The organism is Duganella sp. LjRoot269, from assembly GCF_964254095.1.
Taxonomy (GTDB): Bacteria; Pseudomonadota; Gammaproteobacteria; order Burkholderiales; family Burkholderiaceae_D; genus Rugamonas; species Rugamonas hordei.
The window spans coordinates 4,589,190-4,605,811 of record NZ_CAXUSL020000001.1; the positions used below are offsets into that span (position 1 = coordinate 4,589,190).

Annotated in this window: 12 protein-coding genes; 8 read left to right on the forward strand and 4 right to left on the reverse strand. The window is 66.3% G+C overall.

What is annotated here, in order from left to right; all coding sequences use genetic code 11:
• Positions 1-6 precede the first annotated feature (6 nt).
• The gene (locus ACSQ3S_RS20530; protein WP_413446642.1) at positions 7-894 is read left to right on the forward strand and encodes a CheR family methyltransferase; all 888 of its coding nucleotides are present in this window, start codon (positions 7-9) and stop codon (positions 892-894) included.
• Positions 895-909: 15 nt separating this feature from the next.
• On the opposite strand, the gene ACSQ3S_RS20535 is transcribed toward ACSQ3S_RS20530, so the two are convergent.
• A complete protein-coding gene (locus tag ACSQ3S_RS20535; RefSeq protein WP_353403769.1) occupies positions 910-1,536 on the reverse strand; it encodes a glutathione S-transferase family protein in 627 nt (208 codons plus the stop codon).
• A 156-nt stretch (positions 1,537-1,692) separates the two neighbouring features.
• On the opposite strand from ACSQ3S_RS20535, the gene ACSQ3S_RS20540 reads away from it, so the two are divergent.
• Both ACSQ3S_RS20540 and ACSQ3S_RS20545 read left to right on the forward strand, forming a co-directional pair.
• Positions 1,693-4,350 carry a M1 family metallopeptidase gene (locus ACSQ3S_RS20540; protein ID WP_436143578.1) on the forward strand — a complete coding sequence of 886 codons (2,658 nt, stop codon included), beginning with the start codon at positions 1,693-1,695 and terminating at the stop codon, positions 4,348-4,350.
• A gap of 400 nt (positions 4,351-4,750) precedes the next feature.
• Complete coding sequence (locus tag ACSQ3S_RS20545) at positions 4,751-5,476, forward strand: YceI family protein (RefSeq protein WP_436143579.1); 726 nt, start codon at positions 4,751-4,753, stop codon at positions 5,474-5,476.
• Positions 5,477-5,622: 146 nt separating this feature from the next.
• On the opposite strand, the gene ACSQ3S_RS20550 is transcribed toward ACSQ3S_RS20545, so the two are convergent.
• Complete coding sequence (locus tag ACSQ3S_RS20550) at positions 5,623-6,252, reverse strand: LysE family translocator (RefSeq protein WP_436143580.1); 630 nt, start codon at positions 6,250-6,252, stop codon at positions 5,623-5,625.
• A 150-nt stretch (positions 6,253-6,402) separates the two neighbouring features.
• Between ACSQ3S_RS20550 and ACSQ3S_RS20555 the strand changes: the two genes are divergently transcribed.
• Positions 6,403-9,276 carry an ATP-binding protein gene (locus ACSQ3S_RS20555; protein WP_436143581.1) on the forward strand — a complete coding sequence of 958 codons (2,874 nt, stop codon included), beginning with the start codon at positions 6,403-6,405 and terminating at the stop codon, positions 9,274-9,276.
• Between the two features lie 74 nt (positions 9,277-9,350).
• Positions 9,351-10,742, forward strand: coding sequence for an MFS transporter (locus ACSQ3S_RS20560; RefSeq protein WP_176651367.1), 1,392 nt, complete (start codon positions 9,351-9,353; stop codon positions 10,740-10,742).
• Position 10,743: 1 nt separating this feature from the next.
• Here the strand turns inward: ACSQ3S_RS20560 and ACSQ3S_RS20565 are convergent, their stop codons facing one another.
• Positions 10,744-11,826 carry a flavodoxin family protein gene (locus ACSQ3S_RS20565; RefSeq protein WP_413446644.1) on the reverse strand — a complete coding sequence of 361 codons (1,083 nt, stop codon included), beginning with the start codon at positions 11,824-11,826 and terminating at the stop codon, positions 10,744-10,746.
• 143 nt (positions 11,827-11,969) lie between these two features.
• Between ACSQ3S_RS20565 and ACSQ3S_RS20570 the strand changes: the two genes are divergently transcribed.
• Complete coding sequence (locus ACSQ3S_RS20570) at positions 11,970-12,173, forward strand: hypothetical protein (RefSeq protein WP_176651369.1); 204 nt, start codon at positions 11,970-11,972, stop codon at positions 12,171-12,173.
• 22 nt (positions 12,174-12,195) lie between these two features.
• Here the strand turns inward: ACSQ3S_RS20570 and ACSQ3S_RS20575 are convergent, their stop codons facing one another.
• Positions 12,196-15,321 (reverse strand): NAD(P)-binding protein, encoded by a 3,126-nt coding sequence (locus tag ACSQ3S_RS20575; RefSeq protein ID WP_436143582.1) that lies wholly within the window; start codon positions 15,319-15,321, stop codon positions 12,196-12,198.
• 127 nt (positions 15,322-15,448) lie between these two features.
• Here ACSQ3S_RS20575 and ACSQ3S_RS20580 point away from each other — a divergent pair, with 127 nt between their 5' ends.
• Positions 15,449-16,090 carry a phosphohydrolase gene (locus ACSQ3S_RS20580; RefSeq protein ID WP_353403762.1) on the forward strand — a complete coding sequence of 214 codons (642 nt, stop codon included), beginning with the start codon at positions 15,449-15,451 and terminating at the stop codon, positions 16,088-16,090.
• A gap of 101 nt (positions 16,091-16,191) precedes the next feature.
• Complete coding sequence (locus ACSQ3S_RS20585) at positions 16,192-16,590, forward strand: hypothetical protein (protein WP_176651372.1); 399 nt, start codon at positions 16,192-16,194, stop codon at positions 16,588-16,590.
• The last annotated feature ends 32 nt before the right edge of the window (positions 16,591-16,622 follow it).

Consider the following 16,622-nt stretch of genomic DNA (forward strand, 5'->3'; position numbering starts at 1 on the left):
GCGGGCATGACTTCGCTGTTGGCCTCGTTGAAGGCGGTGCTGCGGCCGCCGCCCGAGGCGCGCCGCCACTCGCCGTCGTCGGTGGAGGAACTGGAACTTGAGCTGCTGCTCGAAGCCATGTTCCAGTGCCACGGCTACGACTATCGCGGCTACCAGCGCGACGTCGTGCGCCGCCAGGTGCAAGCGACCATGAAGCAGCTCGAAACGCCGACCATCTCGGCGCTGCAGGATCGCGTGCTGCACGATCCGCAAGCCTGCGGCGCCCTGCTGCGCCAGCTGTACGTGGAACCGGCGCTGATGTTCGACGACGCCGCAGAAGTGGCGCTGCTGCGCATGTCGCTCGGTGCGAGCCTGCACGGCACCCCGCTGCCGAGAGTGTGGCTGGCCGATTGCGCCGGCGCCCAGCAGGCCTGGACGCTGGCCATCCTGCTGGAGCAGGAACAGCTGGGCGAGCGCACCGAAATCTACGCCACCGTCTCCAGCGACGTGTTGCTGGCGGAGGCGCTCGACGCCAGCCTGCCGATGAACCGCCTGGGCGAGCTGCAGGAAAATTACGCGCGCAGCGGCGGCGTGGGCTCGCTGCTGGATTACCTGGAGGTCAGCGACGACCACGCGCGCGCGGTGCTGCTGCCGCGGCTGCGCAACCGCATCACCTGGGCCCAGTACAACCTGGTGACGGACGCCTCGTTCAATGAATTCCAGATGATCATGGCCCGCCGCGCCCTGCCCGACTTCGGCCCGGCACTGCGCCAGCGCGCGCTGCGGCTGTTCGACGACAGCCTGGCGCAATCCGGCCTGCTGGTACTGGACCGGCCGCTGGAGGTGGGCAATCCGCTGACAGGCCGCTACAAGCCGGTGTTCCCGAGCCAGCCCTGGTACAAGCGCGTGGCTTGATACCCGGCTTGATACTTAATATGGCGTGGTGGCGCTGGGGCGCTCGGCGACGCGGTCGCGCCAGGCCTGCAAATGCTCCATGCCTTCGGCGCCGGGACGGAATTTCATCAGGCCGCGCGCAAACTCCAGCGCGCAGAACGCCGTGATATCGGCGATCGTGAAGCGCTGCCCGGCGACGAAGGGCTGCGTCGCCAGCGTGCGGTCCAGCCAGCGCGCGGTCTCGCGCATCTTCTCGCCTTGCGAGGCGCCGAAGTCGGCAAACTGCGGTTGTTCCAGCATCGCCAGGCCCGGATGCGTGTGGCGCACGCAGTTGGCGATGCCGAGGAACAGGTGCAGCTCGACGCGGCGATCGGTCATCTCGATGAAGGCGCGCTCGTCGAATCCGTCGCCCATCAGGTTGGGCTCGGGAGCATAGCCTTCCAGCCAGGTGCAGATGGCGCGCGTTTCGCACAGGATGCGGCCATCGTCCAGCTCCAGCGCCGGCACGCGGCCGAAGGGATTCTTTTCCAGGTACTCGGCGCTGCGGTTCTGCCCCGCGGCGAGGTCAACCGTCACGTGCTCGATACCGGTCAGGCCTTTCTCGGCCATGAACATGACCACCCGGCGCGGGTTGGGTGTGCGTGGCGAAGTATAGAATTTCATTTCAGTCTCCTGTCTCTTGTTAGCCGCATCATAGCCGCATCATAGCTGATCCGCGGTACATCGCTGTTACAGAGTGATACAAGATTGACATCGCGTGCCGTTACCTTTAGATTGCTACGCTGGCTCACGAGGCCACTAACATAAAAAGGACTAGACATGCAACGCAGCTTGATTTCGCTCGCCGTGATGGCGCTCATCGGCGTTTCCGCCGGCCTGACTTCCCCGATGGTTGCAGCCGCGCCAGCCGCCAAGGCGGCCCAGGTGACTACCCAGTTACCCACCAACGCGGTGCCGACGCACTACGCCGTATCGCTGGTGCCGGACGCCGCCAACAGCACCTTCAGCGCCAGCGTGACGATCGCGCTGGAAATCAAGCAAGCCACCAATACCCTGACGCTGAACGCGGCCGACCTCAAGTTCAGCGCCGCCGCCATCAGCGCCGGCCCCGGCAAGCCGGCAGTGGCCGCCAGCGACATCGGCGTCGACAACGACAAGCAGACCGCCACCTTCAAGTTCGCCCAGCCGCTGGCCAAGGGCAGCTACCAGCTCAAGCTGGACTACACCGGCGTGATCGGCACCCAGGCCGCCGGCCTGTTCTCGCTGGACTACCAGAACGGCGGCGCAAAGAAGCGCGCGCTGTACACGCAGTTTGAAAACTCCGAAGCGCGCCGCGTGATCCCGTCGTGGGACGAACCGAACTACAAGGCCACCTTCGCGCTGGAGGCCACCGTGCCGGCCGGCCAGATGGCCGTCTCGAACATGCCGGTTACCTCGACCAGCAAGCTGGCCGACGGGCGCGAGCTGGTGCGCTTCGCCACCTCGCCCAAGATGTCGACCTACCTGCTGTTCTTCGGCCTGGGCGAATTCGAACGCGCCAGCGCGGTCGAAAGCGGTGTCGAACTGGGCGTCGTGACGCAGAAAGGCTCGCTGGGCCAGGCCCAGTTCGCGCTCGATTCGTCGGTCGCCGTGCTGAAGGAATACAACGACTACTTCGGCGTCAAGTATCCGCTGCCGAAGCTGGACAACATCGCCGCGCCCGGCCGCAGCCAGTTCTTCGGCGCGATGGAAAACTGGGGCGCGATCTTCACCTTCGAATACGCGATGCTGCTCGATCCGCGCGTGGCCACGCAGTCGGACAAGGAAACCTCGTTCCTGGTGGCCGCGCACGAAATGGCGCACCAGTGGTTCGGCGACCTGGTGACGATGAACTGGTGGGACGACCTGTGGCTGAACGAAGGCTTCGCCTCGTGGATGGAGTCGCGCACCACCACCCGCCTGCATCCTGAATGGAAGTGGGAGCTGAAGGCCGTCGGCACGCGCGAACAGGCGATGGAGCGCGACGCGCTGGCCACCACCCATCCCGTGGTGCAGCACATCGCCACCGTCGAACAGGCCAGCCAGGCCTTCGACAGCATCACCTATCAAAAAGGCGAGTCGGTGATCCGCATGCTGGAAAACTACGTCGGCGACGAAGCCTGGCGTGCCGGCGTGCGCAGCTACATCGCCAAGCACGCCTATGGCAACACCAGGTCCGACGACCTGTGGGTTGAAGTCGAAAAGGCCGCGCGCAAGCCGGTCACCGCCATCGCCCACGACTTCACGCTGCAGCCGGGCGTGCCGCTGATCCGCGTATCGGAGGCGGTCTGCAAGAACGGCAAGACCACCATCGCGCTGACGCAGGGCGAATTCAGCAAGGACCAGGAAAACAAGAAGCCGCTGAGCTGGCGCGTGCCGGTGATCGCCCAGACCATAGGCGGCACCACGGTACGCACCGTCGTCAACGGCGGCAAGGCCAGCATGACGCTGCCGGGTTGCGGCGCGGTGCTGGTCAACGCCGGCCAGAGCGGCTACTACCGCACGCTGTACGCGCCAAAAGCCTTCGCGGCGCTGGCCGGCAGCTTTGCCGGCATGAGCACCATCGACCAACTGGGCCTGCTGTCCGACACCTGGTCGCTGGGCATGGCGGGCCTGATGCCGGCTTCCGGCTTCATGGACCTGGCCAACACCGCGCCGGTCGACGCGGCGCCGCAGGTCTGGCAGAAGATCGCCGGCGTGCTGGCCAGCCTGCACGCCAGCTACGAAGGCAAGCCCGAACAGCGCGCCGCGCTGGACAAGTTCGCCCGCGCACGCCTGGCGCCGGTGCTGGCCCGCATCGGCTGGACCGCAGCCAAGGATGAAGCGGCACCGGTCGCCAACCTGCGCGAGACGCTGGTGTCGGCACTGGGCATGGTCGGCGACGAAGGCGTCGTGGCCGAAGCGCGCCGCCGCTACGCCGCCTCGGCCACCGACGCAGCCGCCATGCCGGCCGCGCTGCGCCGCCCTATCCTGGCGGTGATCGCGGCCAACGCCGACATCACGGCCTGGGACCAGTTGCACGCCGCCGCCCAGGAAGAGAAATCGACGATGATCAAGAGCGAGCTGTATGACCTGCTGGGCACCGCCAAGGACAAGGCGCTGGCGCAGCGCGCGCTGGAACTGGCGCTGACCGACGAAGGCGGCGCCACCACCGGCGCGTCGATCATCGGCCGCGTCTCCGGCCAGCATCCGGACCTGGCCTTCGATTTCGCGCTGGCCCACCGCGAGCAGGTCGAGAAAAAAATCGACGCCACCTCGCGCAGCCGCTACTTCCCCGGCCTGGGTGGCCGCTCGGCCGATCCGGCGATGATCGACAAGCTGCGCGCCTACGCCAAGGAGCATCTGCCGGCCGACGCCCAGGGCGACACCAAAACCGCGATCGCCTCGATCCAGTACCGCGTGAAAGTGCGCACCACACGCCTGCCGGAAATCGACGCCTGGCTGGCCAAGCACGGCTGATCGTTAAAAGAAGAGCAAAAAAAACCAGCGTCATCGTGAGATGATGCTGGTTCGAAAACGCTCGAAAGCGTGGGGATGTTCTGCGGTCCGGCGGCGATGGTGCCGCCTGGACGAATTCTGTGCCGGGCTTGAACGAGTCCGGCAACCGGGCGCGAGGCTGAACCACGCGCTACAGGTGTTACTGTGCCAGCTATCGTCGGCCACAGGCTTAGGACTTCATTAAGGTTGGCATTCTGGAAGGATGGTGCCGGTGTTTCAGGCCACCGGCGAGCCTGCTGAGTCATGCTTTGTGAAATCCCGTGCCTGCTTGGGCACGGCGACCAGCTGGAGCACGCTGGGACCAGCGACACGCATCATAATCGGGCTATATGACGGCCAAATGACCACGGGTACAGGACGCATGAACATAAAAATCTCCCTGCAAGTAATGTTGCTGTGCAGCTCGCTGGCCGCGTGCAGCCAGCTGCCGGCGCCGCCCCCGTCCGCCCCCGCGCCAGTCCCCAGTCAGCCCGCCGCAACGGCGCCGGCCGCCGTTGCCAAGCCGGCCGGGGCCAGCGTCAAGCCGCCCGCGGCAGCTGCGACCGCGCCCGCTCCCCTGCTGCATATCGACCCGGCGCAATCGCTGATCGCCGTCACCGTGCGGCGCGGCGGCATGCTGGCGCGGCTGGGCCACGATCACCTGGTGGCCGCCCGCACCGTCAGCGGCACGGTCGCGCCGGCGCAAAACCGCGCCGACTTCCAGTTCCGCCTGGACCAGCTGACGGTGGACGAAGCCCCGCTGCGCACCGCCGCCGGCCTGGAAAAACAGCCGTCGGCCGACGCCATCGAAGGCACCCGCACCAATATGCTGACCAAGGTGCTGGACGCGGGACGCTATCCGCTGGTCGCGGTGCACGCCGAGCGCGGCGCACCCGGCCAGCCGCTGCAGACCACGATCACGCTGCACGGCGTCAGCCGCACGCTGGCGATCCCGGTCGACATCCGCGCCAATGCGGGGATCATGACCGTCACCGGCGCCGTCAACCTGAAGCAAAGCGACTTCGGCATCGTGCCGTTCTCGCTGATGGGCGGCGCGCTGGCCGTGCAAGACCAGCTGGAACTGAAGTTCACGCTGGTCGCGCGATAAACAAAAAAAAAAAGCCCGCAGCACAAAAAGGCGCGGGCCAAAGGTTTTTCAAATCGGGAGAGACTTGAAAGAGCAAAGCCAGTTTCGCAGTGCAGCATTACGCCCTGATGACATACGCGCCCATGTACGAACTTTTTTTGCTTTTTTCAGCGACTGACGATCAGCTTCAGTCCCAGCCCGACAAATATGGTGCCCGCCACGCGGTCCATCCACGCGCCCGCGCCGGGATGGCGGTTGATCCACGCGCCGGCGGCGCCCGAGAAATAGCCCAGCAAACCGAACAGCACCACGCCCTGGGCCGTGAACAACAGGCCCAGTTGCGCGGTCTGCCAGCTGGCGTCGCCCCGCTCGGCCACCACGAACTGCGGCAGGAACGACAAGAAGAACAGCACCACCTTGGGATTGACGGCGTTGGCGAACAAGCCCTTGCCAAACAGCCTGCCCAGGCTCTCGTCCGGCAGGCCGGCGCCTTCGACGCGCGCGCCGCCGCGGCTGCGCAAGGCGCCTATGCCCAGCCAGATCAGGTAGGCGCCGCCGACCAGCTTGAGCGCGCCGAACGCCAGCGGCGAGGCCTTGATCAGCGCACTCACGCCCAGCGTCGCCAGCAGCGTATGGCTCAGGCAACCGAGCGCGCAGCCCAGGCCGAAAGCCATGCCCTGGCGGCGGCCGCGCGACATGCCGACGCTGAGCACCATCAGGTTGTCCGGCCCCGGCGACAGCGTGATCAGCAGCGCGGCGCTGAGGAAACCAATAAATTGTTCTGGGGAAATGAGCATGGTCGCTATCCTGTGGCGCAAAGCCGCCATCTTACCTGACGCGCGACAGCGCTTGAAGCAGGCCCGACAGTCAATTTTTGTCTAAAACAATAAGTTCTCGTTTAAAATACAAAAAACAACTTTTTCCAGACCCGCGGCCCTCGGAAACCAATGACTAAAGCGAGCGAGATGTCCTGCGGCCTGCCACGCGGCTTACTATTCTTGCTGCTGGCCGTGCTGATGTGGTGGCAGGCGCCGGCTCAGGCCCAGCCGCAAGCCGCTCCCATCCCCCTGAACAGCGCCAGCGTCGACCTGGCCGTGCAAGGCAAGCTGTTCCACGACGACGGCCAGGCCTTCCCCGTCACCGCCGCCGGCCTGCCGGCCATGCTGGCGCAGCTGAAACCTGCCGCCAAGGTCGACCTGCTCGGCGGCAGCTACTGGCTGTATGCCGAGCTGCGCAACGACAGCCGCCAGGCGGCCTGGGTCATCGATCCCAACGACACGCTGATCGACATGGTCGATATCCAGGTCTACGGCGCCGACGGCAGCACCCGCCAGATGCTGACCGGCTATCGCCAGCCGCATCCCTACCTGCTGCATTACGGCAGGGACGTCGAGCTGCAGCCGGGCCAGCGCTACCAGGTGCTGATACGCTTCTCCAGCCCCTACTATGCCCGCACGCCGGTCATGTCGGTGCTGCCGCGCGGCGCCTACCAGCAACTGGTGGCGCGCGAAAACGTGCTGATCATCGGCTCCATCGGCGCGCTGCTGGCGCTGACCGTGTTCAACTTCTTCATCTACTCGATCACCCGCGACCGCTCGTCGCTGTACTACTCGCTGTACGTGCTGTGCTACGCCGTCGCCTGGGGCATGACCTTCCACATGTCGGCCGACCTGTTCGGCTGGCACAATCTGCACTGGCACTACGTGCCGTTCTTCCTGCTGCCGGTGCTCAGCACGCTGTTCTACACCACCTTCCTGCGCCTGAAGGAGCACGCGCCGCGGCTGTACGCGTTCAGCCGCGTCAACATCGTGCTGCCGCTGCTGACGCTGCCGAGCTGCTTCTTCTTCCTCAGCTACGCGCACACCATCGCCACCATCGTCATCTCGATCTGGATGACGATGGCGCTGGTCAGCGGCATCGTCGTCTGGCGGCGCGGCTACTATCCGGCGCGCTTCTTCGTGCTGGGCTTCGTGGCGCTGATGGTGCCCGGCCTGTTCATCCTGCCGGCCAACGTCGGCCTGATCCCGGCGCTGGTCACCAACGCCCAGCTGTTCACGCTGCTGGGCGGCACCTTGGACGGCGTGCTGCTGGCCTTCGCGCTGGCCGACCAGATCCGCCTGCTGCGCAACACGCTGGAGCAGCGCGTGCAGGAGCGCACCGCCCAGCTGAGCGAAGCCAAGGAACATGCGGAAATCGTCAGCCGCCACCGCATCGATTTCCTGTCGGCGATGAGCCACGACATCCGCACGCCGCTGGCCGGCGTGATCGGCATGATCAAGTTCGCCATGCGCGACCAGTCGGTGAACGGCAGGACCGAGGAGTATCTGCGCATCGGCCTGCAGAACAGCGAGTCGCTGCTGGCCATCCTCAACGACATCCTCGATTTCTCCAAGATCGACGCCGGCCGCCTGTCGATAGAAACCGTGGACTTCGACCTGATCGCGCTGGTCGACGACGCCATTGGCATCCTGCAGGGCCAGGCCGACGCCAAGAGCCTGCTGCTGCGCTGCGACCTGGCGCTGGACCTGCCGCGCTACGTGCGCGGCGATCCGACCCGGCTGCGCCAGATCCTGCTTAACTTGATGGGCAACGCGATCAAGTTCACCGACCGCGGCGAAGTGCGGCTGGACGCCTCGTCGCTGCAATCCGTCGACGGCCGCACCAGCGTCAGCTTCGACATCAGCGACACCGGCCCCGGCATCCCGGCCGACTCGTTGCCGCGCCTGTTCCAGAAGTTCGAGCAGGCCGACCATTCGACCACCCGCCGCTACGGCGGCACCGGCCTGGGCCTGGCCATCTGCAAGGAGCTGGTGGAACTGATGGGCGGTTCGATCGCGGCCGAAAGCCGGGTCGGCGTCGGCTCGACGTTCAGCTTCACGCTGCCGCTGGCGCCTGGCATCGCGCCGGTCATCGATCCGGCCAGCCTGCCGCGCAAGGACCATCACGCCTACCGCCTGCGGGTGCTGTGCGCCGAGGACGTGCGCACCAACCAGATCATCGTCAGCACGCTGCTGGAGAACATGGGCCACGATATCCGCGTGGTGGAAAACGGCCTGCAGGCGTTGCACGCGCTGAGCACAGCCGCCTACGACCTGGTGCTGATGGACGGCCGCATGCCAATGATGGACGGCGAACAGGCCGCGCGCCTGATCCGCAGCGGCGGCAGCGAGGACTACCGCGTGCTCGACCCGGGCATCCCGATCATCGCGCTGACCGCCAACGCCAGCGACCATGACCGCGCGCGCTACCTGGCGGTGGGCATGGACGGCTTCCTCAGCAAGCCGGTCGACGAGCGCCTGCTGTACGACCAGATCGAGAAGACCATCGCCCAGCACCTGAGCCGCGGGCGTCCGCTGCGCCCGACCGACGCCGCGCGGCTGGCGGCGGCGCGCAGCGAGGCGCTGGACCAGCAGTTCGGCGTGGCGCCGTCCGCCGACAAGCGCGCCGACCCGTCGACGGTGCAGATCATGCCGCTGGCCGGTCTGTCGTACGCGCACATGCAGCGCATCACGCAAGCCTTCCTGGACGAGGCCCCGCGCCGGCTGGAGACGGCGCGCGCCGCCATCGGCGCCGGCAACTCCAGCGCGGCGGCGGCGGCGATCCACGCGCTCAAGGGCAGCGCCGGCTACCTCAGTTCCACGCATCTGCACACGCTGTGCGCGGAACTGGAAAAGGCGGCGGCGGCCGGCGACCTGGCCGGCGTGGTCGACATGCTGCCGGGCGTGGAAGCGGCGCTGGACAAGGCCTGCAACGACCTGCGCCGCGCCGCCATCGACAACGGCAGGGACGGCGACGCGCCGCAGCGCGCATCGGCCGGCTGACCCGGGCCGCCGCCAGCAGACTCCGGCGGTTTACGGGACAATGACAGTCTAGGTCATCATCTCCTCGTAACCATATGTCGACAGCCAGCATCGCAGATACCGCAACCACCCTGGCCGAGCGCGACGGCTTGCCGCCCGCCGCGCGCCGCCTGGCCATGTTGTCGGTCGCCATCGGCGTCGGCATGACCGCGCTGGACACGTCCATCGCCAACACCGCCCTGCCCGCGATGGCCGAGCAACTGCGCGCCACGCCGGCGGCCTCGGTCTGGATCGTCAACGTATTCCAGCTGGCGATGGTGGCCACGCTGCTGCCCTTCGCCGCGCTGGGCGAAGCGCTGGGCTTCCGCCGCGTTTTCGTCTTCGGCCTGTGCCTGTTCACCGCCGCCTCGCTGGCGTGCGCGCTGGCCTGGTCGCTGCCGTCGCTGGTGGTGGCGCGCCTGCTGCAGGGCGTCGGCGGCGCCGCGCTGATGAGCGTCAACACCGCCATGCTGCGGGCGATTTATCCGGCCAGGCTGTTGGGACGCGGCTTCGGCGCCAATTCGCTGGTGGTGGCCGTGTCGTTCGCCGTCGGGCCGACGGCGGCCTCGCTGATCCTGTCGGTCGCGCCGTGGCCCTGGCTGTTCGCCATCAACGTGCCGCTGGGCGTGTTCGCCGTCTGGCTGGGCCGCAGCGCGCTGCCGCTGACGCCGCGCTCCGGCCACAAGATCGACGCGCTGACCGCCGTCTACAACGTGTTCGCCTTCGGCCTGCTGATCCTGACCTTCGGCGAAGGCGCGCACCTGGAGAGCTGGCAAAAGCTGGTGCCGGAGCTGGCCGCCACGCTGCTGTTCTTCTGGCTGCTGCTGCGCCGCCAGGCCGGCCACGCGGCGCCGATGCTGCCGGTCGACCTGTTCCGGCGGCCGCTGTTCACGCTGTCCGCGATGACGGCGGTGTGCACCTTCGCGGCGCAGGGCCTGGCCTTCGTCTCGCTGCCGTTTTATTTCGAGACCACGCTGGGCCGCTCGCCGATAGAAACCGGCTTCCTGATGACGCCGTGGGCGGCGCTGGTGGCGGTGATGGCGCCCATCGCCGGCCGCCTGAGCGACCGCTATTCGCCCGGCGCGCTGGGCGGCATCGGCCTGGCCTTGCTGTCGTCGGGACTGGTGGCGCTGCTGACCATGTCCACCGGCGTCACCGCGTTCGACATCGCCTGGCGCATGGCCTGGTGCGGCATCGGCTTCGGCTTCTTCCAGGCGCCCAACCTGAAGGCCATCATGGGCAGCGCCCCGCCGCACCGCGCCGGCGGCGCCAGCGGCATCGTCGCCACGGCGCGGCTGATCGGCCAGGCCACCGGTGCCGCGCTGGTGGCCTACTGCTTCACGCTGTCGTCCACGCGCGGCACGAGCTACGCGTTGATGCTGGCCGCCGCGTTTGCGGCCGCGGCCAGCATCGCCAGTTTTTCGCGGATGGCGGTCGGCGGCAAATGAGTTATTTTGGCCGCACCGGCCGCACCTCGGCGTCCGGCTTGCTCAGCCAGCCGCTGCGCAGCTGCCCGACCGCGATCGCCACCGACTGCGCCACGTTGCGCACCTCCTGCTGGAACGCCTGGTCGCGGTCCAGCACTTCGTGGCTTTCAGCATACGAGTCGTAGTAGCCGACATAGCGGTCCAGCGCCGACTGCCTGCCCGCGTCGATCAATCCCATCCAGTCGAGCCAGTCGGCCAGGTTGCGCCGCACGCCTTCGATACCGGCCACGTCGCCGTGCACCACCAGCCCGTAGGCGCGGCCCGCCAGATGCTTGGGATAATCCCAGCCCGCCAGTTCCAGCGCCTTGGCTTCCTGCGCCTTCTTGCCGTGGGTGCTGCTCGGATCGGGGTTGCCGCCGTCGGCGCACACCAGCCGGTCTATCATCAACTTCAACACCGACGGCGCCTGGTACCAGTACACCGGCGTCAGGATGATGACGCCGTGCGCGGCCACCCACTTTTCGTAGATCTCCGCCATCCAGTCGTTGGTCTGGCGCTCGCCGTGGTTGGGATAGCAGCTGCAGGGCCAATGGCACAGCGGCATCGCAGTCGACACGCAGCCTTTGCAGGGATGGATGTGCAGGTCGTAGCTGGAGGTCAGCAGGCTCAGGTCGAGCACGTCGGTTTCGACGCCGGCGCCGGCCAGCGTCTGCTCCGCCCAGCGCATCATGCGGAAGGTCTTGGATATCTCGCCGGGGCAGCTGCCGTCGTTGCGGGCGGCGCCGACGATCAGCAGCACGCGCGAGCGGCTGTTCGGATCCTTCTGGATTTTTTCGGCTGCCAGCAGGCGGTCGCGCGTGGCCTTCCATTCCACCGACAGCTCGTAACCGGGATCGGCGAAGCCGGCGCCCGCCTTTTGCGTGACAGGCGCCTTGCGGCCGTCGCGGTAATTGGTCCAGGCGACCTCCTCGACTTGCGCCAGCGCCGTTTGCACCGGCCCGAAAGCCGGGTCCTGGAACGAGCGCATGAACTGCAGATGAAATTCGTCGCGGCCGAGCGGGGCCGGCGCCTGCCCTTCTCGTATCTGTGGCACGGTATCGGTCATGAAAGCCTCCATGGTAGCGCTCCAGATTGCCATGCATTCTTTACCCGCTCCGTACGCTGGCATACGGAACGCGCCGGCCTGCAAGCCTATCATGAGGTTCCGGCCACTCCCAGTGCCCGGAACGCCATCAAAGGAGAATCATCATGACCGAAGCAAGCAAATCCAGCGAAAAAGGCTTTAAACCCGGTGCCAACATGCCTGATGGAGACTACGACCCCGAGCAGGAAGGCATGAGCGAGAGCGGCAATCACGCCGCCGGCCATCCGGGCAACGACGCGCCACCGCAGCAGCAGGGACGCATGCCTGCACGCGCCGAGCAACCCTCGCGCGGCTACCGCCGCCCTTAACGCAGACGGCAGGCTGGCGGGATCAGAAGTCGGTCTCGCCTTCGATGACGGCCGGATGGCCGCTCATCGCGCGCGAGGTCTGCATGCCGGCCATGACCGCCGCCTCGACGCAGCCGGCGTTCAGGCCGGTCTTGATCCAGTCGCCGGTCAGGTACAGATTTGCGAACCCCGATTGATCCGTCGCCAGCCGGTACCTGGTGCTGTTCACCACCGACATCACGTAGCGCTCGGACGGATCGACATTGGCGCGCCAGTACTGGCTGTCGAAGCGCGCCACGCCGGTAGCCCCGCTGCCGTCGACCAGCCACTGCCACGGGAACGCGCCGGCCGGCCCCGCCGCCGACCACAACGACGCGATCTGCTGACTCAACTGGTGCACCGCCCCCTCCTTTGCCACGGCCGCCATGCGCGCCGGGAAACCGCTGTCGCCGGCCGGCGGATAGCTCGCCACCGGCAGCGCGCTGCAGAAGTAGGACACGTTGCGCGGCTCCAGCCCGGCCGGCCAGTCTTCGCGGCACAGCAGCTGGTCCATCGGCGCCCAAGTATCGTAAGGCTCGGTGAACGCGCTCAGCACCGGTTGCTGGCCTTCAGGCTGATAACTCCAGCCCATCTGCGCCAGATCCTTGTCCAGCCAGACCTGGTAGGCTTGCGTGGCCACCGTCCGCACCTGCTCTGCGGTGGTGCGCAGCGCCGGGCTTTGCGCCAGCAACTGCGGACACAGGGCCGGCAGCGAGCCGACCGAAATGCCGAACACCACCTGGTCGAAATCGACGCCGCGCCGCAAGGTCAGCACCGGCAGCTCCTTGTCGAACGCCTCGTGGTAAACCTTCGGCCAGTCGCTCCAGTACGATTCCAGGTTGATGTCCTTCTGCTGCAGCAGCGCCGCCTGCGCGGGATCGATCTGTTCGTAATTGGGAACGCTCGGCCAGCACGCCAGGTCCTTCACATCGACCAGCGGATCGTAGCCGGCGCCGGCCAGCTTGACCTGCTGCGTCATGCGAATGCTGCCGATCTGGCGCCCGTCCGGCACCAGCTCCTCGACCTTGTGGAAGAACTTGAACTTGACGCCGCGCGCCAGCAAGGCCTGGTACAGCGGCGTGAACACGGTATCGCCCATGCCCGCCTGCATCTTGAACATGATGCCGCCCTTGTAGGCCAGGCCGATGCGCGCCATCGCCCGCAGCAGCGTGCCGGCTTCGATATTCGGCTTGTCGAAGTCGCCGCCCTCGTAGGCGAACACCAGGTCGTAGAAGCCGCGCACCGGCGCCGAGTCGACGCAGTATTCCTGGTCGCCGCCGTGCTTGGTCAGCCAGGCGCGGAAATCGATGTCGTTGATGACGTCGAAGCCGTTGCGGATCACGCCGTCCTCGAACACGCCCTTCATCACCGTGATGCCCAAGTCCACGCAGATGAACAGGCGGCGGATATCGTCGCTGGCGTCGCCGTCGGCCTGCTCAACCAGGCCGCGATAGCGCGAACGCAGCTTGTGGCGCACGCCCTCCATCACCCCGGCCAGCGCCAGGTGCTGGCCTTCGGTATGCGTTGCGGCGTCGGCCGACAGGTTGGCCACCATGCCGGACAAGCCGCTGGCCAGCAGCGACAGGTCTTCCAGCAGTTCGTGCGCGGATGAGCCGATGCCTTCGGCGACATGGTAGATCCAGTCCGGCAGCATGCCGGTATGGTGCGGATGCGGCGGCAGTTCCAGTTCGCTGGTCAGGTGGTCGAGGCTCTTGATCCATTGTTCGATCCAGCCGACCATCGCCACCGCCAGCTGCCACAAGGTGATCTGCTCGCCGCCCTCGCCCGGTTCGCCCGGCAGCGTCGGGAACACGATCGACCAGTTGTGCCACTGGTCGCCGACCTGCTCGGACAAGGCCACGTAGTCCTGCTGCTTGAAGGCGTCGCGCCATGTCGCCAGCGGCGCGCCGGGCGGGCGATCCAGGCTGGCGTAGGCGGCCTTGATCATCTTGAACGCGTTGCAGTAGAAACCGAACCAGATGTGCAGGCCGTGCTCCTCGATGCGCTGGCCGTACTGCGCATTGCGCCCGCTGGCGCCCTTGCCGCCCAGCCGCCAGCCTTGCTGGTAGACGGTGATGTCGTAGTTGTTCTGCCAGCCCGGCTGGTCGCTCAGATAGTAGGCGGCCGTCATCGAACCGACGCCGCCGCCGAGGATCGCGACCTTCTGCGGCGACACGGAGGAATTGTCGATCAGTTCTTCGCCCGGCTGCGCGGTGAAATCGAAGTTCAGGTTGTACGGCAGGATGGCCGTTTGCGGTCCCAGTTGCAGGCCCAGCGTCTCGTTGAGCGGGAAGCTGTCGAAGGCGTGCAGCACGCACTCGTATTCATAACCCAGCAGTTTTCCGCTGTGGATGCGGTCGATGGTGGCCGGCGCGGCGAGGATGGCCTGGTACACCGCCTTCAAGCCGGCGCTGTCAGGGAACTGCTTGAGGAAGATCTGGTCGATGCGCGGGTTGCGCAGCAGCGAGATGATGTCGTCCCAGCCGGCGACGTCCATGTTGAAGAAGTCCGGGATCGACAGGAACAACTCGATCGCCTGCTCGATCAGATCGAGCACGCTGGTGACGGGCTTTTCGATGCCGGTCTTGCGCGTGGCGTTCACTTCCAGCAGCGGGTGCATGGCGATCCTGGTTTCCGGCGAAAACGGCTGGAATCCCTTGGCCGCGACCGAACAGCGCAGCGGCTCAGTGCCGGCCTGCGGAATCTCGTACTCGCACAGATACTTGGGGTAGCCGAACAATTCGCGGCCGTTAATCAGCGCCATCGCGTCGTCGACGAAGATGTGGGCCGGGTAGTAATAGAGGTGGGCCAGCTTGCCCTCGTCGTCCATGGCGCCGACCATGATCCAGGTGACGATGTCGATCTCGGTGATCCAGCCCTTGGCATGGTCGACCGGCGCCGCCGAATCGGCGTGGTTGACGCGGGTGAACGTCAGCAGCACATATGGCGAGATCGCGTTGAAGCGCATGCGCTGGCCGGCCACCTGGTTCAGCGTGCCGTCCAGCGTGGCCTGCAATTTGGCCAGATCGCCCTTGACGAAAAAGCCGTACATTTCGGAGTTTTTCAACTGCAGCGGCGAGTGCATCATCACCGAGCCGCCTTGATAGATGTATGAAGGTCTGGTTGCCATGCGCTGTGAGTCCCGGGAGTTCAACAGGATTATCAGTGTATGAGAAATCGGCGCCAAGTTGCTAAAAATAAATTGATTGACTTCGGTGTAGGATGGAGCCTGAGCCATAGATAAGGGGAAGTGACGCATGGGTCGCGATCATCATGAAATCCGCGCCTGGGTCCGCATGCCGTCGGAGCGCCGGCTGGACCTGCTCGACCCCACGCCCTTTGACTGGGAAGATTCGGACCTGGCGCTGGGACTGGCGCGCACCTACCGCTGGGGCGGCCACTCGGCATGGCCGCGTCCGTTGTCGGTGGCGCAGCATTCGCTGACGGTGATGCATTTGCGCGCGGCCGCCTGCACGGCGGTCGGCGTCGAACTGGCGCCGCTGGCCGCGCTGCGCGAGCTGCTGCACGATGCGGAGGAAGGCTTGCTGGGCTTCGATTGCGTCTCGCCGCTGAAGCCGTTCCTGGGCGAAGGCTTCAAGGCGTTGACGGTGCGGCTGGAGAACGCCGTCTTCCTGCGCTACGGCCTGCAGCACTGGACGCCGAAAGAGTATGCCGCCCACAAGATGGCCGACCGCCTGGCCGCCGCCAGCGAGGCCGTGCACGTGGTGGGATGGTCGGCGAAGGAAGTGCTGCAAACATTGAAGATCACGGTGCCGCCGCTGAACGACGATCCGCTGCAGGCGGTGTATGGCGGCTCGCCCTGGGAACCGTGGCCGCCGGCCCTGGCCAGCGAACGCTTCCTGGCCGAGCTGGACCGCCTGAAGGCGCTCAGCGCTTGAGTGTCCGATACTGCGGACCACGCCAACTGGACTTTTAGCGTGTAGGCAAGCGCATCGCTGGTGGGTACACTAGGCGCTCAAGCTAACCTTTGGAGTAACTCATGGCATTGCCCGATTCCGACCTGTCCGAACGCGCGAAACTGACGGCGCTGGCGCGCGCGCTGCGCGACTTGCACAAGCAGCTGATCCATGTGGAGACGCAGTACTTCGGCGCGGTCGGCAGCCCGCTGGAGCATTTACAGCTGGTGGCCAACCATCCGCATTTCGCCTGGCTGCAGAAACTGTCCGGCCTGATGGCGCAGATGGACGAGCGCCTCGACGAACCGGAACCGATCTCCGCCGCCGATGCCGCCGCCTTCCGCAAAGCAATCGAAGCACTGATCGGCCCGTCCGAAGACGGCGACGCCGAGTTCCGTGCCAAGTACAACGCGCTGCTGCACGACGGACCGGATATCGTCATGGTGCATGCCGCGGTACGCAAATTACTGTCGACGCTATAAACCCGAACAAACCCTGTTTCTGAAGAAAAGCC